This is a genomic window from Methyloversatilis sp. (assembly GCF_030698125.1).
Lineage (GTDB): Bacteria > Pseudomonadota > Gammaproteobacteria > Burkholderiales > Rhodocyclaceae > Methyloversatilis.
On sequence record NZ_JAUYNV010000058.1, the window covers coordinates 1 to 24,391 of the forward strand.

Here is a 24,391-nt window from a genome sequence, read left to right on the forward strand (position 1 = left end):
TCTGCCCATCCTTGATCCGTTTGACCGCCAGTTCCTTGAACTCGGTCGTGTATGCCTGTTTCGGTATCTTCATTTCCTGCCTTCCAAAAGTGACGCTAATTCTAGGTCACCCTTGGCAGACGAAATTTCGGGGGAAGCTCAGAAAACGTTCTATTCGCTGCGCCCATTTCGATCGAAGGCAGACCGAAATCAACCATCGCTGTTTTGAGGCTTCTTTTCTTTTCAGCCATGTGTGTGTTGGTCTTCGTCTCAGCGTCCTAAGACGCGAAGCACCCATCACTTTGATCCATTGATAGCCAAACAGTGCTTGCCGTCGTGTCCCCCTAAAGCCGGCGCTCACCCCCGGCTTTAGGGGGACACGCACCGCGTGCGCTGGGATCATCTCGACCCAAAACGCTTCAAAAAGGGAAAGTAATACTTTTGGCTGCTTTCCCTCCCCCAATTTGGGTTTTCTCCTCTTTACGTTATCACTACACGAAGTTTTCGCCTTCTCACAACCTTGTGAGAAAACTTGATGCTCGCGCTTACAGTGCTCGCGAAAAAAGACAACCTTACTCTTTTAAGCTCACTCAGGTTTTTAAGATTTCTCTTGTAGATAAGGATCCTTTCCCCCCGCATTTACAGCGCCGTCTGTCGCGCTGTAAAAGCTCCCCCTAAAGGGCGTGAGGCGTCGGAAAAGCTCCCGACGCCTATATTCTGCGCATGCGCAGAATATTCTTGAAAGGATCCCTTGTAAATCGCAAGAAATCTAATGTGTCAAGTTTTGTGAGCCTAAGCAAAAAATTGGGTTGTCTCTTTAAAAAGTTTTCACGCCTGCCCTTAAAGACATCTATCAGTGACCAAGAACTCATGGATTGAGGTACATCTGGTGTTCAGTTACTCATCGATGAACGCCAGGTCAATCAGCGAAGCTCCGAAACGATGTAACCGTTACCTAATCGATGAACACTCGTTGCTCGTTTGATGGTTTTCTAACGTGCACTTCCGCAGGGCCTTCTGGCACCGCGCCAGAGGTACTCCGCGATTGCAAGATCGTGGTCGTGGGCGACCGCCTTTGTGCGAGAAGGGAATAACCCTGTATTTTTTGGAGTTTTTCTACTTTAAAGCCCCTGAATCTGGCGTTTTTACAGTTTTCGACGCAAAATAAAACAGTGTTCTGCCCATCCATGTCCGCTCACTTGACAGACTGCACGTTTGGGGTAGCGCACCTAAAATTTGAAGTTTTATAGATATCTGACACCTAGAGAGTGAAAAATGGCTACTTATAAAGAACTGACGGCTCAGCTCCAGGCTCTTTCTGCCAAAGCAGAAGAAGCCCGAGTACAAGAGTTAGGCGAGGCAATTCAAAAAATCATTGAGTTAATGACCGAGTACGACATTTCTCTCTCAGAGATCAACAAGGCGCTTCCAGCGAAACTCAAGGCAGCCACAAAGACAAGTAGCAGCCCAAAGCCCGGAAAGACAAAGGGCGTAGCGTTTCGTGATTCGGTGACCGGAAGGGAATGGAACGGGCATGGCCGCCCTCCCGCTTGGGTTCTAGAAGCGGACCGCACCGCCGGGGGGCGTGAGCAATACAGGGTAAGTCAAGACTGAAGTGCGACTTTCCTGACGGGCAAAAAATAGGGGCCGAGTTTTTCGCCCCTATTTTTTGTATTTTCTTGCGGCTTTACTGTCTTTATTGTTAAATAGCCCGACTACATACAAAGTCAACGGGCATGTTTCAGGCCAAAGTCAAGGGTTTCATTGGCAGTCCTCGTGGGTACAAGAGTTACGTTTCTGGATTGAGGCGGCTGCTGTCTGTTCGCTGGCCTTTTGCATCCCAAGTATCTGGATTCCTTCCACCGGGTTATGCACGACTTCTTCCACGCTTCCTGGGTGAGGTGACGCGAATCGTCGGAAAGGACGATCTTTCTTCGAAAGACTTCTTTCTTCACGTTCGTTTCTCTAGACGGCTCGATGTATATGTCCATCTCGATGGGGCGAACCCTCAGGTTCTTGAGGCTCTGAGTGACATTGCCCGTGACTTCCGACACCGGACCGGTGCTCTGTGTGCCTTCTGTGGAGAGGACAGCACACAAACCAGTGCGTTCTGTGAAGCCCACGAGCACCTCGCAGGATTTCCAATCGCTGAGTGGTTCGGTAGAGCGATTGAGAAGATGCAGGTTGTTGAGCTCAGCGACCCCTCGTCAAGCATTGAAGAGATTGAAGTCGAAAGTGCAGCGAGCAAAACAAGTGAGTTTTCCGAGGCCGTCGGCGAGGCGCAGGCAGATGAGCCTTGCGAGGTGGAGGAACACCCCTCTGTACTACTCTGGCGGTGCGATGAGCTTGAGTCCATCGAGTCACAGGGGGCTCACCTTGATCGAGATAGTTCATCGCGGATTCGGGGTGTCATCAAAACCCTGGAACAGCTCTCGGCGAGGCGAAGTCTTTTGCGCTACTCCTCGGACGTCTTTGATTATCTTGATTATCTGCTGCGTATCTTCCCAAATTTCAACGATGTCATCGAGTATGTCCGCTCGCAAGCCCACCTCGCTGCACTGGGTAGTGGAGTCATTGCGCTGGAACCTCTGTTGCTGAGTGGACCGCCAGGTTGCGGCAAGACGACATTCGCTCAAGCGCTACGCGAAGTGCTCGGATACGAGAAACACCTGCACCTTGACATGGCATCGGCACAAACCGGAGCGCAACTGAGCGGCAGCGAAACATATTGGGCGAATGCGCATCCTGGGGAGTTCTTCTGGCATCTAGTCAGATCCCCCGTTGCCAATCCTTTTGTGCTGCTCGATGAAATCGATAAGGCATCAGTGGATCGGTACCCGCCGACAAACGCGCTCTACAGCCTACTGGAGCGTCGGACAGCAAATGAGTTTCGCGAGTTATCGCTCCCTTGGCTGGCGCTGGACGCGAGCCATGTGCAATGGATTGCAACGTGCAATCGGTTGCACAAGATCGATTCGCCACTGCGACAGCGGTTCCTCGTGTTCGAGATCCCGCGACCATCTCCTGAACAGTCAGCGCAGATCGTTCTTTCTGTCTTCACGCAGTTGCGTCGAGAGTGTTCATGGGCAACACAGGTGGACCCCCCAATACAACCGCACATCCTCCATCACTTGGCCAAACTTCCGCCGAGGCGAATTCGTCAGCAACTGACCGTGATGTACGGCAGAGCACTGGCAGCGGGCAGACGTTACGTCTCTATGGACGACTGTCTTCCGTCGGATTGGCTTCGTCTAAGCGAGACGGTGCACTGATTGAGGGAAGATCTTGTACAGATGTTGGTTGAGCGCTATCCGATTTTCATGCGGGGGATTGGAGGCACTTTTCGGCCCGAACTCCGTTACGGAGTATTCGAGTGTGGTGACGGGTGGTTCGAGATCCTGGATCGATTTTGCTTTCAGTGCGAGTCGTCCGTGCGCTACACGGTCGAGAGAAAATCGGGGCACATCAAGGATCAGGCCCTGCTCGTGCGCATCAAGAACAAGTTTGGAGAGATGCGAATTTCCGTGGCGCAATCGAACCCCCATATTTCGCGCTGTTCCACGGTGGCACAGATGCACGCGCGTGAGACCTGCGAACTTTGCGGACTGCCAGGTCACATGACAAAAGGTAGATGGCTACAAGTCCTGTGTAGTCAATGTCAAAACAAGTCAGGAGAGAAAATCTATTAATGGCTGGAAAAAAAGAGGGATGGTGAAGGATGGCGATAGCAGACGGCGACTTTCTTGCTGAAATGTGGCGGAGTTCGGCACGGCAACTTCAGGGCGTAGAAGCACATGTTGTCAATTGCCTGATCCGACGCTACGGCTCGGCATCAGAGATCGAACTGCTGGATGACACGGGTTTGTCTGCGCCCGCGTACCGGCTCACTCGGCAGAGTCTGATCCGAAGCGGATGGTTAAAAGCGAAGCGAGGCCCCGGACGACGCGTGTGCTTCAACAGTGACTCCGGAGAGATGGATGCCGGCCTCTTTGCGCCGGCCATCCCAGTGGAGCAATGGAAAGAGAATCAGTACTACGGCCCCTTGGCGCTGGCGTTCGAGCGGGGCATGTCGATTGTACTTGGGCGTCCGCTCGCTATAAAGATCTGTGCCCACGAAGGAAAACGACACGCCAGAGGATGGGGATCCTGTCCTGATGCGCGCGGCTACCTGCGCAATGACACGGGACAACTTGTCACGACATCTCCTGCTGTCACTGTCGAGTTCAAACGAGCCCCCGTAGCCGACGCGCAGGCGATCTACGTCGCCCACAACCAAATGCGGGTCGAGGGCGCCCGTGCAGCATGTGTGGTGATCGGGGCCTTCTCCTGCACGCATGTCGCGACGCTACGCAAGAAGATGCCCGCGATGATTCAGCGAGGCATGGAACTCGGCGTTGGCATCCTTGTAGTTTCGCCTGGTGAGCAAGGGTTACGCTGGACTGTCCTTCTGCGTCCACGTTGTAGTGTCTGACACCGTGATATCGAGGAAGTCCTCTTAACGTCGGATGCCCTCGTCAGCGAAATACCCAGGGTAAGCCGATATCAGGCGGACGCCCTGTCAAGCCGACACACCTCAACTACCTGCGCCTGCGCCCGCATATGGATATGCGGGCCGCGCCGAGCACGATCGCCCTGGGCGCAAACGCGTGCTGACTTCGCCCTCTAGCCTTGAGACGGACGGTGCGCAACTTGGGCCTCGTTCGTCCCGAATCGACGGTTCTTCGACCGTAATCCTTCTGGTTTTCCGGCGCTTGTCCCATTACGCGGACGCCCGTAGCGCATTCAACATTCCGGTCACGGATTCTCGTGTGTTCTTGCCGCGGGTCCCTGGCACGTAAGTCCGTTGATCAAAACCATGCAGTGCGATGGCCAAGTGACTGCACATCTATAAGGATGCGATCACGACTTTTACTCTAAATGCCCACTTTAACAAGCTCGATTGAAAAGCAATTGAAGTCAGGGCGGGCTTTTGTCCATCAAATCGCGCGCTATTTGTAGGAAAAATAGACTCCATTCGCCAGGGTGCCTTTGTGCACCCGAGAAAATGCCAGTGGTTCATTATATATATAATTTACTTATTTGCTGCGTCTCATATATTGAGTTTGGCATTTGCCAAAAGACCTTGTGCAACTACTCAATTTATTCGCCATGAGAAAAACACTTATTGTTTCGGAAGTCTCGACTTTTCTGCGTCTCCACAAGGTGACGGTCAGCGAAATGGCGAGGAAAGGTCGTTTGCCTGCCGCAAAAGTCGGCGGCAAGTGGATCTTTTTTCTTGATGAAATTGAGCAGTTTGTGCAAGAGAGCGCCACATTCAAGTTACAAGAAAAGGATATTTCGGAAAAATGGCCCTATTCAAACGGAAAGACTCTCAGTTCTTCTGGATCAAGATATCCTTCACTGGAGGACCGCCTATACAGGAAAGCACTGGGACTTCCAATAAAAAGCTAGCGAAGGAGTATCACGACCGTCGCCAAGCTGAGATATGGGAGATGCGTCGCCTAAACGTGCGCGCGAAGTACTCATGGAAAAAGGCTGCGGCGCGTTGGCTCAGCGAACGCGCATATAAGCGCACGATCGATGCAGATCGAAAAAAGCTGTGCTGGCTTGATACTTATCTGGCAGATTGCACGCTCGATCAGATCGATCGAGAGCTGCTTGAACGAATTCGACTCGCGAAGACGGAGGAAGCGTCCTCGACGACAGCCAATCGTTACATGGCGCTTGTGCGGGCGATCCTAAGATGTGCGCAAATTGAATGGGCGGTGATTGACCAAGTGCCCTCCGTCAGGATGACGCGAGAGAACAATGCCCGTGATCGCATGCTCAGTGAAGCGGAACTCCGACGCCTGTTGGCTGAGTTGCCTCCCCACCAGAGAGATATTGCGCTTTTTGCGCTGCTGACCGGTCTGCGACAAAGTAACGTGCTCAACCTCATGTGGTCGCATGTCGACCTTGAGCGACAGCATGCATTCGTGCCGCGCGATCAATCCAAGAACGGTCAAAGCATCCCCGTTCCACTGAGCCCGCATGCCTTGAGTGTTTTGGAGCGACAAAAGGGCAAGCATCCGACACACGTTTTCAGTTTCAAGGGAAAGCCCATGAAGTCGGTGAATACCCGTGCGTGGCACCTTGCCTTAAGTCGAGCCGGGATCGAGAACTTCCGTTGGCATGACCTGCGTCATTCCTGGGCCAGCTTGCAGATTCGCAATGGCACTTCACTGTACGAACTCCAGAAACTGGGGGGCTGGAAGTCCGACGCCATGGTGCAACGATATGCGCACCTTGCTGCAGACCAACTCAAGGTCGCAGCGGCGCGCATCGATCTGGGGGTGCCCGCCGACCTCGTCAATGCGGAAGACAACCTCCCCCGTGACGCTGACGCGGCACTACGGGAAAAGGAGTCGCCGTCGAAAGACGAGCACTAGCCGCAGAAAACGAAAAAGGCCCGCCGTGATGGCGGGCCGTGTGAAGGAGCGGTGGTGGAACGGCACCACGCAACAAACCATAGTACAAAAGCCTGTTGGGTTAACGAACAAAATTACGCAATTACCCACATCTGCCCACACGAGAAAAGCTTAGACGCATTGGGCAATCCCCATTTCTAGCGGTAGTCAGAATTATATTTCATTAAAAGTGCTGACTTCCCTTTCGGGGTGATGCGTTTCGTTCCCTGCAAGGAAATACAGAAAGTGAAGCGCCCCGGGTTTGAAGCGCCCCGGGTTTTGCGGAGGCTCCAACTCTTGAGAAGATGGAGCCATGAACAAGTCAAAGAAGTTCTCCCCTGAAGTACGTCAGCGCGCGGTTCGCCTGGTGCAGGAACATCGCGGCGAGTACCCGTCGCTGTGGGCAGCGATCGAATCGATTGCACCGAAGATCGGCTGCGTTCCGCAGACGTTGTTGGACTGGGTCAAACGTCATGAGATCGATTCAGTCATACGCGAGGACGTCACCACGGCCGAGACGCAATGCGTCAAGGAGCTCGAACGTGAGGTCAAGGAGCTTCGCCGCGCCAACGAGATCCTGAAGCTGGCCAGCGCGTTTTTCGCCCAGGCGGAGCTCGACCGCCGTTTGAAGTGATGTACGGACTCGTCGACACGCACCGCGACACCCATGGGGTCGAGCCGATCTGCAAGGCTCTGCAGATTGCCCCGTCGGCCCATCGTAGCTACGCGGCGCGATGCAGTAACGCCTCCTTGCTAAGCGCCAGAGCGAAGCGGGACGACGCCCTGCAGCCCCGGATCGAACAGGTCTGGAATGCCAATCTGCAGGTCTATGGCGCAGACAAGGTCTGGAAACAGATGAAGCACGAGGGCGTGGAGGTGGCGCGTTTCACGGTCGAACGCCTGATGCGCCGGCTGGGCCTTCGGGGCGTGATGCGCGGCAAGGTGGTGCGCACCACCATCAGAGACCACAAGGCGACGTGCCCGCTGGACAAGGTCAATCGGCAGTTCCGCGCCGAGCGGCCGAACCAGCTCTGGGTATCGGACTTCACCTATGTCTCGACCTGGCAGGGCTGGTTGTATGTGGCCTTCGTCGTCGATGTGTTCGCCAGGCGGATCGTGGGCTGGCGCGTGAGCGCTTCGATGAGCACCGACTTCGTATTCGACGCGCTGGAGCAGGCGCTTTACGCGCGCCAACCGGAGCGTGACAGCAAGCTGATTCACCACTCGGATCGCGGGTCGCAATACGTGTCGATCCGGTACAGCGAACGACTCAGTGAGGCCGGCGTCGAGCCTTCGGTGGGCAGCAAGAGCGACAGCTACGACAACGCTTTGGCCGAGACCATCAACGGGCTATACAAGGCTGAACTGATCCATCGCCGTGCGCCGTGGAAGACTCGGGAAGCGGTGGAACTGGCCACGCTGGAATGGGTGTCCTGGTTCAACCACCACCGCCTGTTGGAACCCATCGGCTACATTCCGCCAGCAGAAGCAGAGGCAAACTACTATCGGCAACTTACCCGTCAGGCTTCCGCGGTGGAGGCCTGACTTAACCCAGCGGGCCTCCGCGATACCCGGGGCGATTCATGTTCCTGAGTGGTGCTTAATCTACGTCATCGCATTGCCACGAAAGATCTCCGTCAGGGAACGAGCCCATGGCGTTTGACTTGCTACCTATCCCCGTGTCGCCGCGGTTTGTGTTCTTTCCAAAGCTGTCTAAAATAATTGCGCCGCCTACCCCAGGTCCGGTATGAAGAACAGCGGCTTTAAGCCCCCATGAGGCAACCCTGCCGTTCGAGACTCCAATGGCATTTCTATCTCCCTCCCATGTGTCGGAGCCAATAAAAGAATCAATAATCTTAATAATCGTTTTGTGAACACCCGTCGATTTAATTGTAACGTAGTATATTTTTGCCATCCTCTAAACCTCTCCTAAAAACCAATGGCCAAACCAACCTATAAGAATTTCTAACCAAAGCCCCGGGTTGCGCTTTTCTATCCAGAGTTTTCGTTTGCAAAATTTGAACCGATATAAAATCGATTCCCGCGCTATTTTTGCTATCCGATCAGTGATTCGCTTTCTTTTTGCAGGTACGCCACACAATTTCGCATTCTTAAGATCTGCATCGCCTAAACGATTGGGAACACAGAGTTCGCTGAGGTCACGCCGAATTGGCCAATGAGATCAAAGAAATTGCAGTTATGCGGTATTGCTCGCCAGACCCTTAATGCGGCACTTGTCGATGCCGGAACAGATTCGTCACTACACGGAACACCTTGGTGGCTTTTGCACGCGTCTTTGTCAATAAATTTGCGCACCGAGTATCTCTCGCCGAACTTCTTGTGCGTCGAACGCGTGAGCCTAATAACAAAACCAAGGCGATTCAATCGAGTTAAATCAGAGTATTCGTAGGGTGATTCTCGGCGCCGCAGCGAAGGCTGTGGCGCGTGGTTCTAAACAGCGGTAAATATAAAATAGTCAGTTCTTCTTACAAATAAATGGGTGGGTCCATCCCCATTTGCCACCGTGGGCGGTTCCTGGGGGTGATCCATATCTTTGGTAACCATGGTCCCAAATTAGGAATCCAATCTGCGCAATGTTCTGCCAACCAGACGGGCAATCCGTGGTTGGGGAAATAAATGTCGCGACAGCAGGTGCTAGACTGGACGCGACATTCGATGCGTTATCTGCTGTCTTCTGCGCGGCGCTGGCTGCGATTTCCAGTTTTGTTAGCTTCGCAGAAGTGGAATCGGAAAATTCTTTAAACTTGTTGTTTAGGGTCTCAATTTTTTCATCTATATGTCTTTTCTCGTTTCTTGATAATTTTGGTTCTGTCATTTCTTCGAAATTTAGAGAAATCGTGGTTCCAGTGGTTGCAATGTGGATATAACCGAACTCATAAAGATCTAACTTCTCTCCCTCAAATACAACTTCTACGGGTTCAGTTCTAGTGCAGTGGATTGGCATCCCGTCCGCGCTTATGTCGTTGTTGAAATCATTGGCATTCAAAGGACTTAGGCCGAGGTCAACTGAGCCTTTTTTGCAGTTAAATTTTTCCGCCCTGAGACTTTTTAATTGCTCGATCGCACCGTCGCCGCGTCTTAACAAGAACGCGACATATTTTTCGTTTTTTGATATATCAATATTGAATTCCGTTGTACTGCTTTTGCACGCGAGCCAAGCTTTCACCGACTCCGCGTAAACAAGTGAACTGCTACTTAATTGAGTTTTGTTTTTTTCGTACGTTTGCTGATTCGTAGTACACCATTCCCTTAGCGCCTCCTGCCTTTTATTTAAGCTTGCTCCACCGCCCCCGGCGCCGGAACCGAAGATCTCAACTTCAAGTTCATATGTTTGACTTTCAGTCAGTAAGGAGAAATCCTTTCCGCAATTCTTTTGGTGTTTGTTCGCGACCACGTGCTCAGAGCCAAAACTGCTCTCTACATTTCTAGCGGCGTGTATCAAGACTGAATCACAACCACCATTTGCCTCAATGTTAGTGGCTGTTATTTGCATGAGTCCGATTGCAATAAGATGTCGTTTATTCATTTTTTTCTCCAAAAAACAATCAAGGCATGACTTTTTAATCCATGATTTTTTGAGTGCGCCGATCCTGGGGGCGGATAATGATTGCGTAGTGCTCTTATTGGCTTGTTTCTTTATATTATCGGCGCGCAGACAGCTAACTCCTCTCACGCTATTCGATGCGCAAGTTCGTCAAGGTAGGCACGAAATTGAACCTCGGCATCCCCCATATTGGTGAAACCCCGTCCTTACGTTCAGCTTTTGCTCTGCAGGGCGGCATCTCCCCCATTTGGATGAGTGGTACATACCCTGTCGGCATGTAACATCAGGTATGTACCGTTTCCACAGTGTCGCCGCATCGCGCTTACGTGGCGTTATGCGTTGTTCGGAGATGTTATGGAGCAAAGGGCGGGACTGGATGAGGTGATCGCACGTCTTTATGAAGCCGGGGCGGGTAGCGCCGGCGTGAGTTGGACGGTGGCGCTGCGGGGGATGCAGCGCGCGGTTAAGGGACATACTGTGGCGGTGCTCGCGCTGGACGTGACGCGGCGCTCGCTGGTGTTTCATGCTGTGGTGGGCCATGCGCCGCCGGAGGCGCTGCTCGATTACATGCGCAGCATCCACTTCATCGATCCGCTGCTGGAGCAGATGCTGCAGAGGCCCGTCGGGCACTGGCTGCATTGCCACGAGGCTTTCGGCGTTGATTTCGTCGAAGCAAGTACCTTCTATCAGGAGTTCCTACTGCCGTATGGGGGGCGCTGGGCGAGTGGCATCAAACTAATTGAGCAGGGCGATACCGCGGTCATACTGGTGGTCACGCGGCGGCCGGATCAGGGTCCGCTGATGGGGGAAACTTTCGCGCTCTGCGATCGGCTCGCGTGGCATGTTGCCAAGGCATATAGTCTCAACGGCATACGCGTGCCGACCGATGATTGCCACGCAGCGGTGTCGGCGATGCTGCACCAATTGACTGCGCCCGTACTTCTGCTGGATGCGGAATGCCGCATAAGGTTCTCGAATCGGAGCGCCCGTGCGCTGATGTCCGCAGGGTTGGCGCTGTTCGAGATGAATGGGCGGCTTGCGCTGCGGTTCACGGAACAGGACAACGCCTTGCGCGCTCTGGCGGCTTCACTGTATGGCTTGCCGGAGGATGATCGCTTCCCAGCGAGTGCGTATCTGCCATTGGCCCCGACCGGCCACGAGGGGGTTATCAAGCCCGTACGAAACCGCGTCATGGGGGTAATGCTGAGTTCACTGCTGCCGGAGCGCACGAACGGTGCTTTCGGTTCCGGCCCGGTGTTGCTAGCTGTGGCCCATGAACTGCATGGCGTACCGGAACTCGACCCCGGAGTGGTCGCCAGTGCCTTCTGCATCACCCTTGCCGAAGCCGAAGTGGCCATTGGCCTCACCTCGGGCCTGTCGGTCGAGCAGATCGCCGCACGCCGTTGCAAGGCGGTGAGCACGGTACGCAGCCAGGTGAAATCCATGCTCGCAAAGATGGGCTGCAGCCGACAGGTCGAGGTAGTGAGCCGAGTTCTTTCGATGCCCTTCATTTTCCAGGGCATGCGATGCGGCGGTGGTAGGGGACGCCGGTTGCGCCGACCTGAGTGAATCGCCCCTGGTTTCGCGGACGCTCCAGTTCTTGAGAAGATGGAGTTGACCTGCCCCGATTCTTCGGGCCACGAATCACTTGAGAGAAGTGACTTCGTGGTCCTTGCCTGACAGGGATTCATCGAGCTGCGACGGGGTCAGGTAGCCCAGTGCAGAGTGTGGTCGTACTGCGTTGTAATGGCGCCGCCACTGCTCGATCACAACACATGCTTCTCTTCGGTTCCGGAAGTATTCCATCATCGACAGACACTCGTCGCGAAACTTACCGTCGATACTCTCATCGCTGCCGTTCTGCCACGGCTTGCCGGGCTGCGATAGCGCCATCTGCAATCCCTCGTCCGCAGCCAAATGCAACAACCGTGCCGAGACGAACTCCGGGCCGTTGTCCGAGCGCAGAAACTTCGGCGCACCGCGTTCGCTGATCAGACGGCTGCGGACATCGACTACGCGCTCCGAACAAATGCTGCCCGCCACATCGATCGCCAGTGCCTCCCGCGTGTGCTCGTCGATCACCGTCAGGCACTTGAGTTGCTGACTGTTGGCGCAGGTGTCGAACACAAAGTCGTACGCCCACACATGGTTTGCTGCGGGCGCACGTTGCACCTGGTCCCGCTGGCTTGCCACCCGCCGCCGCGGTCGTTTGCGCGGCACCTGCAAGCCCGCCTTGGTCCACAGCCGCCAGGTGCGCCCAATGCTCAGACTGAGTCCGGCACGGCGCAGGAAGATACGAATGCGCCGGTAGCCGTACCGTGGGTACTGACCCGCCAGCTTCTGCATCTGCTCGACCACCGGCCGATCCCGAACATCCAGTCGCGACACATAACCCAGGCAGGAGCGCGATACGTTGAGTAGCGCGCAGGCACGCCGCCTGGACAACCCTTTACCTTCTGCAAGCAGCACCTGCGCCCGACGGGCGCAGGTGCTCACCATTTTTTGACGCGATCTCATTCATCACGTCGATCTCAAGGTCGCGTTCAGCAAGCATCTTCTTGAGCCGTGCGTTCTCCACTTCGAGCTGGCGCAGACGCTTGACCTCATCGGAGTTCATCGCGCCGAAGCGCTTTCTCCACGTGTAGATCGTCTGCTCGCTGACACCGTGCTTCTTCGATACCTCCGCCACCGGCGCCTTGTCGGCTTCACGAAGAATCTTGATCCTCTGCTCATCCGAAAAACGGCTCTTGCGCGCATGACTTCCGCTTTGCTGTTGGAAGCCATCCTCTCAAGTTTCTACTGGTCCGAAAAGTCAGGAGCAGGTCAATGCAGGAATACGCTCACCTTGCTGCTGACTAACTGAGGGTCGCAGCGGCGCGCATCTATCTGGAGGGACGGCGCCGACCTCATCAATGCGCAGGACGACGTCGGCCGTGACGCTGACGCCGCACTTCCGGGGCAGGGGGGCGTAGTCGAAAAACGAGCACTAGCGACGTTTTAGCTACGGTCGGGGGAAAAAAAGCGGCCCGCATCGCTGCGGGCCGCTTGAGTACTGGTGGGTTGTGAGTGGCTCGAACACTCGACCTACGGATTAAGAGTCCGCTGCTCTACCAACTGAGCTAACAACCCGAAACTGGATCGCAATAACTGACCTTTCGGCCCACCGGATGGTGGGTCGGGCGAGACTCGAACTCGCGACCAACGGATTAAAAGTCCGCTGCTCTACCGACTGAGCTACCGACCCTCGCCTTGCGAAGAGGGCGGATTATAGGAAGCGGGTTTTGATGCGTCAAGGCTTTCCGGCGTTGGCGGCGTGCGGGAGCGTCCCGGCTACTCGCGCATCAGCCACCACATCGACGCCTTCATGGTCAGTGCCGAGCCGATGATGATGGCCAGCAGCGCAATGGCGGAGCCGAGCGACAGTGTCGATACGCCGGTGATGCCCTGGCCCACGCTGCAGCCGGATGCAAGCACGCCGCCGATGCCCATCAGCGCCCCACCGATGCCGTGGCGCACCAGGTCGGCGCTGCTGCGGAACCACTCGATGCGGAATTTGCCGGCCACGATGGCGTACAGGAAGGCGCCGACGATGACGCCGACCAGCGCCATGACGCCGAAGTTGAGCAGGGCGGTGTTGGTCGGGTCCAGCAGGTAGCGCGCGCTGTCGGCCATCGGGCCGACGAAGGTGTAGGACTGCGCCTCGACGCGGCTGGGCAGCACGTCGGCGAATTCGGCCCACTCCTTCCAGGCAGCGGCGCGCGGGCCGGCGGTGAGCCACCAGCCGGCCAGCACGGCCAGCCCGAAGCCGATGCCGCCGGCGATGTTGTCCCGGTCACGCCGGAACTCGGCATTCGCGAACGCCCAGACGGCGAGCGCGCCGGCGATCAGCCAGGCCAGTGCGCGGTTCAGCGTGGCGGCGTCGCCACCGACGGTGCCGGCGACGACCGAGCCGAGCGCCTGCGAGTCGATGCCGCGCGCGTCGAGCGACAGCGTGAATTCGCCCATCCAGCCGAAGGCCAGCGCGTAGAAGTCGGTGAAGATCATCAGGTAGGCGAACAGCGCGCCGACCGCCAGCACGAACACCGACTTGAGATTGCCGCCGCCGATGCGCACCAGCGTCTTGTTGCCGCAGCCGCTGGCCAGCGTCATGCCGACGCCGAACAGCAGGCCGCCGGTCAGATAGCGCAGCCAGGCGAGTTGCGGGCTGCGGTAGGGCGGATAGGTGGTGCTCAGGTCGATGACACCGGCCGACTCCATGCCGACCAGACCGGCCATCGCGGTGGCGATGGCGAGCATCCACGAGCGCATGCGGCCGAGGTCGCCGATGTTGATCCAGTCGGACACCGCGCCCATGGTGCAGAAATTGGTGCGCGAGGTCAGCGCGCCGAGCGCGATCGACAGCCCGAGCACGGCGGCCAGTGTTTCGGTGTGGATGTTGAGGTCCATCGTGTTCGGGTCCGGTTGTCGGCCCCTCGGACGGGGGCTCTATCTGTACGGCGTCGGGTCCGCGATGCCCGCGGCAGCGAAGCCTTCACGGCGCAGGCGACACGAATCGCACACGCCGCAGGCGCGGCCGTTGTCATCGGCCTGGTAGCACGACACGGTGAGACCGTAATCGACACCCAGATCCGCGCCAGCGCGGATGATACCCGCCTTGGTCAATGCAATCAGCGGTGCGTGCACGGTCAGTCGGGCGCCCTGCACTGCGGCCTTCGTGGCCAGATTGGCCATCGCTTCGAAGGCCTTGATGTATTCAGGTCGGCAGTCGGGGTAGCCGGAGTAGTCGACCGCGTTCACGCCGCAGTGGATGTCCTGCGCGCCGAGCACTTCGGCCCAGGCCAGCGCCAGCGACAGCATGATGGTGTTGCGTGCCGGCACATAGGTGACCGGGATGCCGGGCGCCACGCCGTCGACCGGCACGTCGATCGCGCTGTCGGTCAGCGCCGAGCCACCGAAGGCACGCAGGTCGAGCGTCAGCGTCCGGTGGCTGGCGGCGCCGAGCGCCGTCGCCACGCGCGCAGCGGCCACCAGTTCGGCGCGGTGGCGCTGGCCGTAATCGATCGACAGGCAGTGGCAGGCGTGCCCCTGCGCACGGGCCATCGCCAGCACGGTGGCCGAGTCGAGCCCGCCGGACAGCAGCACGACGGCCGGCCGCGAAGAAACCGCACTGCCCATTGCTTTGCCCCTTCCTACTTCTTCTTCGGCGGCGGGGCCAGTTGCTTCAGACGCTGACGCGCGACGTCGGCCGCGGGGGTGCTGCCGTATTCGGCCACCACGGTGTCCAGCGTCTTCTTCGCGCCCTTGGTGTCGCCCTGGATCTGCTGCGTGTTGGCCAGACCGAGCAGGGCCTCGGGTGCGCGCACGTCGGACGGCCACTGCGCATGCACCGTCTGGTACAGCTCGGCGGCACGCGGGTAATTCCTGGCCTGGAAGCCCGAGCTGGCGGCCCAGTAATGCGCGGCAGGCTGGAAGCTGCTCTGTGGCCAAGCGGTGATGAAGGCCTCGAACGCGCTCTGCGCGTCGGCAAACTTGCCGCCCTTGAGCAGGTTGAGCGCGGCTTCATAGTCGCGTGCCTCGGCCGCCGGATCGGCCGCCGGCGCAGCAGCAGCCACCGGCGCGGCTTCGAGTGCGCGCAGGCGGTTGTCCAGATCGAGGTAGAAATCCTTCTGCCGCTTGGTGGTCGCTTCCAGTTCGTAGGTCAGCACCTCGTTCTGGCCGCGCAGCTTGGCGATTTCGGCGCGCAGGGCTTCGATCTGGTTGGTCAGATCGAGCTGCACGCGCTGCGACTGTTCAACCTGCGCATCGAGCTTGCCCAGCCGTGTGGTGGATTCAAGCTTGAGTGCTTCGATGCGCTGACGCGCCACGTCGTCATCGAACAGCGCCCACGCCGGGGCGCTGCCGATGGACAACATGGCCAGCGCCGTCGCGATGCCGCGACGGGCCAGCATCAGAACTCACCCGAATAGAGCATTTCCGAGCGGCGGTTCTCGGCGTAGGCGGCTTCGTCGCTGCCTTCCATGCGCGGCTTCTCTTCGCCCAGGCTGACCGATTCGATCTGCACTTCCTGCACGCCCAGCAGCATCAGCGCGCGCTTGACGGCTTCAGCACGTCTCTGGCCGAGTGCCAGGTTGTATTCGCGTGAACCGCGTTCGTCGGTGTTGCCCTGGATCAGCATCTTCAGCTTCGGATTGGCGGCCAGCACCTTGGCGTGCGCCGAAATCAGGCTGGCGTAGCTGTCCTTGATGGCATAGCTGTCGTAGTCGAAATAGATGATGCGCTTGGACAGCGGGCTGTTCGGGTCCTTCAGCGACGCCATCAGTGCCTCTTCCGGCGTCATGGTCTTGCCGCTGACGTCGGACGGGGCGACCGGCGTGCCGCTCGGGCCCGAGGGCGCAACCGGCGTCTTGCTTTCGGTCGGGGCGGCGGGCTGCTCCGGACCGGATGACGAGCACCCGGCGAGCAGTGCGAGAGTCAGGGTGGCGATGGCGATCTTGCTGGTGGACGTTTGCATGGCTGGGGCCTTTCTTGTGGTCGGAACGAGGAGTGTGACTTGAATCCGGAATTCGGTCGGTGCGGTATCAGGGCTGGTTGAACGGTCCCCAGGCCGGTTCGCGGACATCGCCGCCGGCCTGCCCGGACAGTTTCTGCTTCACGCGGCCGTCTGACGATACCGCCGACAGCACGCCGCGCCCGCCCACTTCCGATGCGTACAGGATGATGCGGCTGTTGGGTGCGAAAGACGGCGATTCGTCGCGTGACGAATCGGTGAGGATCTGGATCTGCCGGCTGGCCAGATCCATCACCGTGACCTGGAACCGGCCGCCGTTGCGCGACACGTAGGCCAGCATCTTGCCGTCCGGCGACAGCCGGGGCGACACGTTGTAGCTGCCTTCGAAGGTGACGCGCTCGGCGGTGCCGCCGGCGGCTGCGACGCGATAGATCTGCGGGCTGCCGCCGCGGTCAGACGTGAAATAGAGGTACTGGCCGTCGGGCGAAAATTGCGGCTCGGTGTCGATGGTGGACGAGCCAGCGATGCGGCTCAGTCCGCTGCCGTCGGGGTTGATGGTGTAGATCTGCGAACTGCCGTCCTTGGTCAGCACCACGGCCAGCCGCTTGCCGTCCGGCGACCAGGCGGGCGCCGAATTCGAACCCTTGAAGTTGGCCACGACGGTCTGCGCGCCGGTCGCCAGCGAATGCACGTAGATGATGGGTTTCTTGGCCTGGAACGACACATACGCGAGGCGCGTGCCGTCCGGCGACCAGGCGGGCGAAATGATGGGCTCGCTCGAGCGCAGCGCGGTGCGCGGGTTCTGCCCGTCGGCGTCATCCACCTTCAGTTCGTAACTTTTGCCGGTCTTGACCACATAGGCGATACGGGTCGAGTACACGCCGCGCTCGCCGGTCAGCTTTTCGTGGATGAAGTCGGCAATGCGATGGCCAGTCTCGCGCACGGTCGAGGCACCGAACAGGAAAATCATGCCGTCCGGCTTGTTCTGCCGCGCGATGTCGTAGAGGCGCATGCGCACTTCGTAACGTCCGCCCGGTGCCGGCAGGATGCTGGCCAGCGCCAGCGCGTCGGCGCCGCGGTCCTTCCACTGGTTCAGGTCGATGGCCGCGTTTTCCGGCACCGGCGTGGTACCCGGATCGACCAGCTTGAACAGGCCGCTGCGCTCCAGATCGGCGCGCACGACACCGGTCAGCGCCTGCGGCAGCAGTCCGTCGCCGGCAAAGTTGGCGATCGCGACCGGAATGCGGTTGGCGCCGGCGCCGGTGATCTCCACGGTGAGCTGCGCATGGGCGGCGGTTGCTGCCAGCAGCAGCGTGGTGGCCATCAGTCTGAATACCTTGAACATCTGATCCTTTCGATGAGAAGTGGTGGGTCGGCGGCTACTGTCCGAGCGGCCGGAACACCAGATCCAGGTTGCGCACGAAAACCGACGGATCGTCCGGTTTCGGCAGCGGTGACGACTTCACGATGGCGCGTAGTATCGCGTCATCGAGCGCCGGATTTCCGGTTGATCTTTTCATGCGTGGTTCTCCCACCACGGAGCCGTCCGGCAGCAGCGCGATCGCGACCAGCGCCTCCGGATTGCCGCTGGCGCCCGGCGGCAGCACGATGTTGCCGCGTATCCTGGCGCTGATCTTGTCACCCCAGGCATTGGCAGCACTCCGGCGCGCGCCTTCCGCGGCTGCCTGCGCGATCAGGTCCGCTTCGCGCGACGCTTCGCGCTGCGCCTGTTCGGCGCTCTCCCGGGTCATGGCTTCCTTCAACATCCTGTCCTGCGCTTCGATCTCGCGCCGCGTGTCCGGCGGCGCCGGCTTCACGTCGGGCTGCTTCTCGACCGGCTTGGGTTCGGGTTTCGGCCTGGGCTCCGGCTTCGGTTCGGGCTTCGGTTCCACCTTGGGAACCGGTTTTGGCTTCGGAGGTTCCTTGAACGCGATATCCGGTTTGGCCGGCGGTGGCGGCGGGGGCGGCTCGACCACCGGTTCCGGCCGCTTCTCGACCACCGGCTCGGGCGGCGGCGGACGCACCGGCGCTGCCACGGTCGGCATGCTGCTGATCAGTTCCACCTGCACCGCAGCCGGCTTGCTGGTCTGCCAGCGCACGCTGTAGAACAGGAACAGCCCGAGCAACAGATGCATGCCGGCGGCCAGCACGGCCGACTGCCATTTGCCGGGTTCAGGGCGTTTGAGTGCGTGCTCGCGCATCAGCGGGCCGGTTTCGCAGCCTGGCCGGTCTGCACCAGCAGACCGATACGGGTGATGCCGTTGCCTTGCAACGTATCCATCACCTTCAGGATTTCTTCGTAGCGTGCCGCCTTGTCACCGGCCACCACCACGGCGCGATCGGGTCTGGCGCCCTGCAGGTCGCGGATGCGCGTCACCAGCGCATCGCGCGTGACGGCTTCTTCCTTGCCGCCCTGGTCACGGTCGCGCAGCGCCAGCTTGCCGTCGGCCTTCACGATGACTTCGATCGGCTGTGCCGGGGGCTGCGACGCCTGACCAACGCTGGGCAGTTCGATGCTGCCGGTCGGCGTGGCCTGCGGCGCCACCATGAAGATGACGAGCAGCACCAGCATCACGTCGATGTACGGCACGACGTTGATCTGGTTCATCAGGCGGCGCTGTCTTGTCATTGCGCCTTACCGGGGCCCTGGCGCTGCAGGATGTTGGAAAACTCTTCCATGAAGCTTTCCCAGCGGATGGAAATGCGATCGATGTCGTGCGCGAAGCGGTTGTAGGCGACCACCGCCGGAATCGCGGCGAACAGGCCGATCGCGGTGGCCACCAGCGCTTCGGCGATGCCCGGCGCGACCTGGGCCAGCGTCGCCTGGCCGACGTTCGACAGACCGCGGAAGGCGTTCATGATGCCCCACACGGTGCCGAACAGACCGATGTAGGGGCTGACCGAGCCGGTCGAGGCGAGAAAGGCGAGATGTGATTCGAGTTCGTCGACTTCGCGCTGATAGGTCGCGCGCATGGCGCGCCGGGCGCCATCGACCGCGGTGGCGGTGTCGATGTTCTGCCGCCCGCGCAGCTTGACGAATTCCCGGTAGCCGGCTTCGAAGATGCGCTCCATGCCGCCCGCGTTGTGGCGGTCGTTGGCCGCGCTCTGGAACAGCGCGTTCAGGTCGCCGCCGGACCAGAACTCCAGTTCGAACTTGTCGGTGCGGCTGCGCGCGCCGCGGATGGCAAAGGATTTGCGGAAAATCCAGTACCAGCTCATGAACGAAATGCCGATCAGCAGCGCCATCACCAGCTTGACCAGCAGGCTGGCATTCAGGACGAGCGAAATGATCGAGAGGTCTTCTGAAAGGTTCATGGTCAGTTCGTGAGCGGGGGCAGAAGAGGAAGCGGGGATGAAGGCAAGAGCCGCGCGCGCAGTGCGGGCGGAATCGACACCGGACGGCCGCGCGCCGGATCGATGCAGATCACGCGCACCAGACCGTCGAACAGCAGCGTGTTGCCGCGGTACAGCCGCTGCGCGAAGTCGATGGCGACCCGGCTGACGCCGGCGATCGTGCTGCGTACTTCGAGCGCGTCGTTGAAATGCGCCGGCTTCAGGTATTCGCCCTGCACCGAACGCACCACGAAGCCGTGGCCGGCGGCGCTCATGTCCACCTGATCGAAGCCGAGCGCGCGCAGCCATTCGGTGCGCGCACGTTCGAGAAAGCGGAAGTAGTTTGCGTAGTAGACGACACCGTAACTGTCGGTGTCTTCGTAGTAGACGCGAACCGGCCACGAAAAACCTTGGGCGTGCGGGCCGTCATCGTGCTGCGCGGATGGAGTCATGGGCCGCGATTTTACCCGAGCGGCCGGCCCGGCTTGCTGCATGGCATCAAAAAGCCTCGCAAGGGGATGTAACAGGCGGCTGGGCGGCGCGGAGGCGGGCAATGGGCGGGGTTCAGCGGCGGCTGGTCACGACCAGCGCGATGCCGCCCAGCGTGGCGGCCGACGCCAGTGCCAGGCGCGCCGTCAGCGGTTCGGCCAGCAGCAGCGCGCCACCGAGCGCGGCGATCACCGGCACGCTCAGCTGCACCGTGGCGGCCTGCGTCGCCGTCAGCCCGCGCAGCGCGCTGTACCAGATCGCGTAACCGACGCCCGATGCCAGCGCGCCGGATAGCATGGCATACCCCGCGCCCGCCAGATCGATCCGGGCGTCGGCCGCCGACACCATCGACAAGCCGATCGCCAGCGGCACGGCGCGCACGAAATTGCCGGCCGTCATGGCCAGCGGCGTGGCGCGTGCGTGGCGCCCGCGCAGCGAATACACGCCCCAGGCCAGTCCGGCCAGCATCATCAGCAGCGCCGCATCGACCGGCGGCGCGCTGACGCCGGGCGCCAGCAGTACGGCCAGCCCGGCCAGCGCCACCACGAAGCCGGCGATCTGCAGCGGCCGGAAGCGCTCGCCCTTGAACAGTCCGGCGGCAATCATGCTCACCTGCACCGTGCCGAACAGCAGCAGCGCGCCGGTGCCGGTCGGCAGCGCGCGATAGGCGAACGAGAACGCGGCGGCATAGACGAACAGCGCGCAGGCACCCGGCCAGTCGCCGGCCAGCCGGCTGCCCGACTGGCGGCGCACCAGTGCCCACAGCACCAGCGCGCCCGCCGCCAGACGGATCAGCGTGAAGCTGGCGGCATCAATCGCCGTATCGGCCAGCGCCAGCCGGTTCAGCACCGAATTGGCGGCGAAGGCGAGCATCGCCAGCGCGGTCAGCGCGGCGATGCGGCCGGCGGAAAGCGGCGCGGTCAAGACCTGTGCGACGGCGCCGCAGCCTTACGGGCGGCGCAGCTGCGTCAGGTCACGCACGGCGCCGGTATCGGCGCTGGTGGTCATCAGCGCGTACGCCTGCAACGCCTGCGACACCACGCGGTCGCGCTGCTTCGGCGTCCAGGCGTCGGCGCCGCGTGCTTCTTCGGCCGCCCGGCGATGCGCCAGTTCGTCGTCCGCAATGACCAGATGGATGGTGCGGTTCGGGATGTCGATCTCGATCACGTCACCGTCCTTCACCAGCGCAATCAGGCCGCCCTGTGCCGCTTCCGGCGAAGCATGGCCGATCGACAGGCCGGACGTGCCGCCCGAGAAGCGGCCGTCGGTCAGCAGCGCGCACGCCTTGCCCAGATCCTTCGACTTCAGATAGGTCGTCGGGTAGAGCATCTCCTGCATGCCGGGGCCGCCCTTCGGGCCTTCGTAGCGGATCACGACCACTTCGCCCGGCTTCACCTCGTCGCCCAGGATGCCGGTCACCGCATCGTCCTGGCTTTCGTACACCCGGGCGGTGCCGGAAAATTTCAGGATCGAGTCATCGACACCGGCCGTCTTCACGATGCAGCCGCGCTCGGCGATGTTGCCGTACAGCACGGCCAGACCGCCGTCCTGGCTGAAGGCATGCGCCTTGTTGCGGATGACGCCGTTTTCGCGGTCGAGATCGAGCGTCGGGTAGCGCCGGTCCTGCGAGAACGCGACCTGGGTCGGGATGCCGCCGGGTGCCGCGCGGTAGAAGGTGCGCACCGCTTCGTCTTCGGTGCGCACGATGTCGTACTTGTCGAGCGCCTCACCCAATGTGGCGCTGTGCACCGTCGGCAGGTCGCGGTGGATCAGACCTGCGCGGTCCAGTTCGCCGAGAATGGCCATGATGCCGCCGGCGCGATGAACGTCTTCCATATGCACGTCGGCCTTGGCCGGCGCGACCTTGGACAGGCAGGGCACGCCGCGCGAAATGCGGTCGATGTCGGCCATCGTGAAATCGACGCCGGCTTCGTGCGCCGCGGCCAGCAGGTGCAGCACGGTATTGGTCGAGCCGCCCATCGACACGTCCAGCGTCATCGCGTTCTCGAATGCCTTGAAGCTGGCGATCGAGCGCGGCAGCACCGATTCGTCGTCGTTCTCGTAGTACTTGCGGCACAGCTCGACCGCCAGCTGGCCGGCGCGCAGGAACAGTGCGCGGCGGTCGGCGTGCGTGGCGAGCGTCGAGCCATTGCCCGGCAGCGACAGGCCGAGCGCTTCGGTCAGGCAGGTCATCGAATTGGCGGTGAACATGCCGGAGCACGAGCCGCAGGTCGGACAGGCGCTGCGCTCGTAGGCGTCGGACTCTTCGTCGGAACAGTTGCTGTCGGCGCCCTTGACCATGGCATCGACCAGATCGACCGCGATGATCTTCATGCCGCCGGGGTTGGGCAGCACTACCTTGCCCGCTTCCATCGGCCCGCCGGACACGAACACGGTCGGGATGTTGAGCCGCAGGGCGGCCATCAGCATGCCCGGGGTGATCTTGTCGCAATTCGAAATGCACACCAGCGCGTCGGCGCAGTGCGCATTCGCCATGTATTCGACGCTGTCGGCGATCAGTTCGCGGCTGGGCAGCGAATACAGCATGCCGCCGTGGCCCATCGCGATGCCGTCATCGACCGCGATGGTGTTGAATTCCTTCGCCACGCCGCCGGCCTTTTCGATCTCGCGGGCGACCATCTGGCCGAGATCCTTCAGATGCACATGGCCCGGCACGAACTGCGTGAAGCTGTTCGAAATGGCGATGATGGGCTTGCCGAAATCGCCGTCCTTCATGCCGGTGGCGCGCCACAGCGCGCGGGCGCCGGCCATGTTGCGGCCGTGGGTGGAGGTACGTGAGCGGTAGGCGGGCATGGCGGCTCCTGCTGGAAATCGGGTAAAAGCGGGATTCTATCCGTCCCCCGGCCTGCCGGCCCGCATGTTGATGACCCGACCGCGCGTGCTGTTCGTGACCCGCAGCCGCTACTGGCGCGCCGGCAACGGCGAGGCCACCCGTACGCGCACGCTGGTCGAGGCGCTGGCCGGCGTGTGCGAACTGACGGTTTTCTTCCTCGAAGCCGCCGACGCCGACGCGTCAGCCGCCGTGGCGGCCAGCCCGCATCGCTACCAACTGGCGGTCGGTGGCGCCGACAAACCCGGCCGCGTTGCCCTGCTCGGTGCCCTGCACCGACTGTGCGGACAGCGCAGGCCCGACGTCGTGTTGCTGTCGCGGCTGCAACTGGATTTCCTGCGCCAGGCGGTGCCGCCCGGCACCCGGCTGGTGATCGACACCCACGATCTGGTCAGCGACAACGCCGCCTCGCGCCGGCAGGCCGGCGTGGCGGTCGAGGAGCCGCTCGATTTCGAGCGCGAAATCGCTTTCCTGCGCCGGTACGACCGGGTGCTGCTGATCCAGCCCGACGATCATGCGCGGGTCGCCGCCGTACTCGGCGACCGGGCGCTGTGCGTGCCGCATCCGGTCGAGCTGCCGGCGCAGCCGGTGCGCCCGGGCTCGCGCGTGCTCGGTTATGCGGCGAGTCATTCGCCGGCCAATCGATACGGGCTGCAGTGGTTTTTCGGGCAGGTGTGGCCGCAACTGGCCGGGCACGGGGTCGAGCTGCAGCTGGCCGGCCCGCTGTCGGCATTGCTCCAGCAGCCGCTGCCAGCGGGCGTGCGCGCATGCGGTGTCGTACCGTCACCCGACGCACTGTGGGCCGGCGTCGACGTGGCGATCAATCCGGTGCGCTGGGGCTCCGGCCTGAAGATCAAGACGGTCGAGGCACTGGCATCGGGCCTGCCGCTGGTCACCACGCGCGAAGGCGCGCGCGGTGTTGAACATCTTGCCGGCGACGCTTTCCTGCTGGCCGACGATCCCGCCGCGTTTGCCGGCGCCTGCCTGCGGCTGCTCGATGACGCCGATGCGCGCCGGGCGATGTCGGCCGCGGCGCGCCGCTGGGCCGGTGCGAACCTGTCCGCGGCCGTGTGTTTCGGGCCGTTCTTCAGCTGGCTGTCGGGAAATTCATGAATCTGCGCCGACGGTCGCGCGGCGGCCGGCAGAGCCGGAACCCGGTCTGCGGTCTACAGTCAGGAGTGCGTAATCGACATGTATGACGCGACCGGCAGGTCGCTCTG

22 protein-coding genes, 2 tRNA genes, 1 pseudogene and 1 other annotated feature are annotated in these 24,391 nt (G+C 60.5%); of the genes and pseudogenes, 9 read left to right on the forward strand and 16 right to left on the reverse strand.

From position 1 onward, the window contains the following. From Q8Q80_RS19085 to Q8Q80_RS19115, 7 genes are all read left to right on the forward strand, one after another. Positions 1 to 208: hypothetical protein (locus Q8Q80_RS19085; protein ID WP_305634650.1), on the forward strand; the 208-nt coding region annotated here is incomplete at its 5' end. A 1,046-nt stretch (positions 209 to 1,254) separates the two neighbouring features. Continuing rightward, positions 1,255 to 1,593 (forward strand): H-NS histone family protein, encoded by a 339-nt coding sequence (locus Q8Q80_RS19090; RefSeq protein WP_305634652.1) that lies wholly within the window; start codon positions 1,255 to 1,257, stop codon positions 1,591 to 1,593. Between the two features lie 122 nt (positions 1,594 to 1,715). Further along, on the forward strand, positions 1,716 to 3,251 hold the full coding sequence (locus Q8Q80_RS19095) for an AAA family ATPase (RefSeq protein ID WP_305634654.1): 1,536 nt from the start codon (positions 1,716 to 1,718) through the stop codon (positions 3,249 to 3,251). Between the two features lie 446 nt (positions 3,252 to 3,697). Beyond that, the gene (locus Q8Q80_RS19100; protein ID WP_305634656.1) at positions 3,698 to 4,450 is read left to right on the forward strand and encodes a hypothetical protein; all 753 of its coding nucleotides are present in this window, start codon (positions 3,698 to 3,700) and stop codon (positions 4,448 to 4,450) included. Between the two features lie 677 nt (positions 4,451 to 5,127). Then, positions 5,128 to 5,430 carry a helix-turn-helix domain-containing protein gene (locus Q8Q80_RS19105; RefSeq protein ID WP_305634658.1) on the forward strand — a complete coding sequence of 101 codons (303 nt, stop codon included), beginning with the start codon at positions 5,128 to 5,130 and terminating at the stop codon, positions 5,428 to 5,430. 41 nt (positions 5,431 to 5,471) lie between these two features. Further along, entirely contained in the window at positions 5,472 to 6,407 is a 936-nt protein-coding gene (locus Q8Q80_RS19110) for a site-specific integrase (protein WP_305634660.1), read from the forward strand. A gap of 331 nt (positions 6,408 to 6,738) precedes the next feature. After that, positions 6,739 to 7,970 (forward strand): IS3 family transposase gene (locus Q8Q80_RS19115; protein WP_305634661.1). Its coding sequence is split into 2 segments (ribosomal slippage): positions 6,739 to 7,027 and positions 7,027 to 7,970, totalling 1,233 coding nucleotides; the frame shifts between segments, so codons are not numbered across the junction. Beyond that, positions 7,017 to 7,133, forward strand: a sequence feature (AL1L pseudoknot). It overlaps the preceding gene by 117 nt. 55 nt (positions 7,971 to 8,025) lie before the next feature. Here the strand turns inward: Q8Q80_RS19115 and Q8Q80_RS19120 are convergent. Both Q8Q80_RS19120 and Q8Q80_RS19125 read right to left on the reverse strand, forming a co-directional pair. Continuing rightward, entirely contained in the window at positions 8,026 to 8,340 is a 315-nt protein-coding gene (locus Q8Q80_RS19120; RefSeq protein ID WP_305634663.1) for a hypothetical protein, read from the reverse strand. Between the two features lie 561 nt (positions 8,341 to 8,901). Beyond that, entirely contained in the window at positions 8,902 to 9,972 is a 1,071-nt protein-coding gene (locus tag Q8Q80_RS19125; RefSeq protein ID WP_305634665.1) for a hypothetical protein, read from the reverse strand. A 372-nt stretch (positions 9,973 to 10,344) separates the two neighbouring features. On the opposite strand from Q8Q80_RS19125, the gene Q8Q80_RS19130 reads away from it, so the two are divergent. Beyond that, positions 10,345 to 11,559 (forward strand): hypothetical protein, encoded by a 1,215-nt coding sequence (locus Q8Q80_RS19130; protein ID WP_305634667.1) that lies wholly within the window; start codon positions 10,345 to 10,347, stop codon positions 11,557 to 11,559. Positions 11,560 to 11,691: 132 nt separating this feature from the next. On the opposite strand, the pseudogene Q8Q80_RS19135 reads toward Q8Q80_RS19130, so the two are convergent. The 14 genes and pseudogenes from Q8Q80_RS19135 to ilvD all read right to left on the reverse strand — a co-directional run. Then, positions 11,692 to 12,712, reverse strand: a pseudogene (locus Q8Q80_RS19135) (IS3 family transposase); the annotation flags it as partial. 331 nt (positions 12,713 to 13,043) lie between these two features. Beyond that, a tRNA-Lys gene (locus Q8Q80_RS19140) sits at positions 13,044 to 13,119 on the reverse strand. Between the two features lie 39 nt (positions 13,120 to 13,158). Next, positions 13,159 to 13,234 (reverse strand) — tRNA-Lys (locus Q8Q80_RS19145). 86 nt (positions 13,235 to 13,320) lie between these two features. Beyond that, positions 13,321 to 14,436: a YeeE/YedE family protein gene (locus tag Q8Q80_RS19150; RefSeq protein ID WP_305634669.1), complete on the reverse strand. Its 1,116-nt coding sequence runs from the start codon at positions 14,434 to 14,436 to the stop codon at positions 13,321 to 13,323. A 39-nt stretch (positions 14,437 to 14,475) separates the two neighbouring features. Next, entirely contained in the window at positions 14,476 to 15,165 is a 690-nt protein-coding gene (gene queC / locus Q8Q80_RS19155; protein ID WP_305634671.1) for a 7-cyano-7-deazaguanine synthase QueC, read from the reverse strand. Between the two features lie 14 nt (positions 15,166 to 15,179). After that, on the reverse strand, positions 15,180 to 15,938 hold the full coding sequence (gene ybgF / locus Q8Q80_RS19160; protein WP_305634673.1) for a tol-pal system protein YbgF: 759 nt from the start codon (positions 15,936 to 15,938) through the stop codon (positions 15,180 to 15,182). Continuing rightward, positions 15,938 to 16,501 carry a peptidoglycan-associated lipoprotein Pal gene (gene pal / locus Q8Q80_RS19165; RefSeq protein ID WP_305634675.1) on the reverse strand — a complete coding sequence of 188 codons (564 nt, stop codon included), beginning with the start codon at positions 16,499 to 16,501 and terminating at the stop codon, positions 15,938 to 15,940. Before pal ends, ybgF begins: the two co-directional genes overlap by 1 nt. A 67-nt stretch (positions 16,502 to 16,568) precedes the next feature. Beyond that, positions 16,569 to 17,843 carry a Tol-Pal system beta propeller repeat protein TolB gene (gene tolB, locus Q8Q80_RS19170; RefSeq protein WP_305634677.1) on the reverse strand — a complete coding sequence of 425 codons (1,275 nt, stop codon included), beginning with the start codon at positions 17,841 to 17,843 and terminating at the stop codon, positions 16,569 to 16,571. A 34-nt stretch (positions 17,844 to 17,877) separates the two neighbouring features. Next, entirely contained in the window at positions 17,878 to 18,699 is an 822-nt protein-coding gene (locus tag Q8Q80_RS19175) for an energy transducer TonB (protein WP_305634679.1), read from the reverse strand. Further along, positions 18,699 to 19,109, reverse strand: coding sequence for an ExbD/TolR family protein (locus tag Q8Q80_RS19180; protein WP_305634893.1), 411 nt, complete (start codon positions 19,107 to 19,109; stop codon positions 18,699 to 18,701). Before Q8Q80_RS19180 ends, Q8Q80_RS19175 begins: the two co-directional genes overlap by 1 nt. A 14-nt stretch (positions 19,110 to 19,123) precedes the next feature. Beyond that, complete coding sequence (gene tolQ, locus Q8Q80_RS19185) at positions 19,124 to 19,813, reverse strand: protein TolQ (RefSeq protein WP_305634681.1); 690 nt, start codon at positions 19,811 to 19,813, stop codon at positions 19,124 to 19,126. Positions 19,814 to 19,815: 2 nt separating this feature from the next. Then, complete coding sequence (gene ybgC / locus Q8Q80_RS19190) at positions 19,816 to 20,283, reverse strand: tol-pal system-associated acyl-CoA thioesterase (protein WP_305634683.1); 468 nt, start codon at positions 20,281 to 20,283, stop codon at positions 19,816 to 19,818. Positions 20,284 to 20,395: 112 nt separating this feature from the next. Continuing rightward, positions 20,396 to 21,193 (reverse strand): DMT family transporter, encoded by a 798-nt coding sequence (locus Q8Q80_RS19195; RefSeq protein ID WP_371132793.1) that lies wholly within the window; start codon positions 21,191 to 21,193, stop codon positions 20,396 to 20,398. A gap of 75 nt (positions 21,194 to 21,268) precedes the next feature. Then, positions 21,269 to 23,134: a dihydroxy-acid dehydratase gene (gene ilvD, locus Q8Q80_RS19200; RefSeq protein ID WP_305634687.1), complete on the reverse strand. Its 1,866-nt coding sequence runs from the start codon at positions 23,132 to 23,134 to the stop codon at positions 21,269 to 21,271. A gap of 70 nt (positions 23,135 to 23,204) precedes the next feature. Between ilvD and Q8Q80_RS19205 the strand changes: the two genes are divergently transcribed. Further along, entirely contained in the window at positions 23,205 to 24,284 is a 1,080-nt protein-coding gene (locus Q8Q80_RS19205; RefSeq protein WP_305634689.1) for a glycosyltransferase, read from the forward strand. Positions 24,285 to 24,391 lie beyond the last annotated feature (107 nt).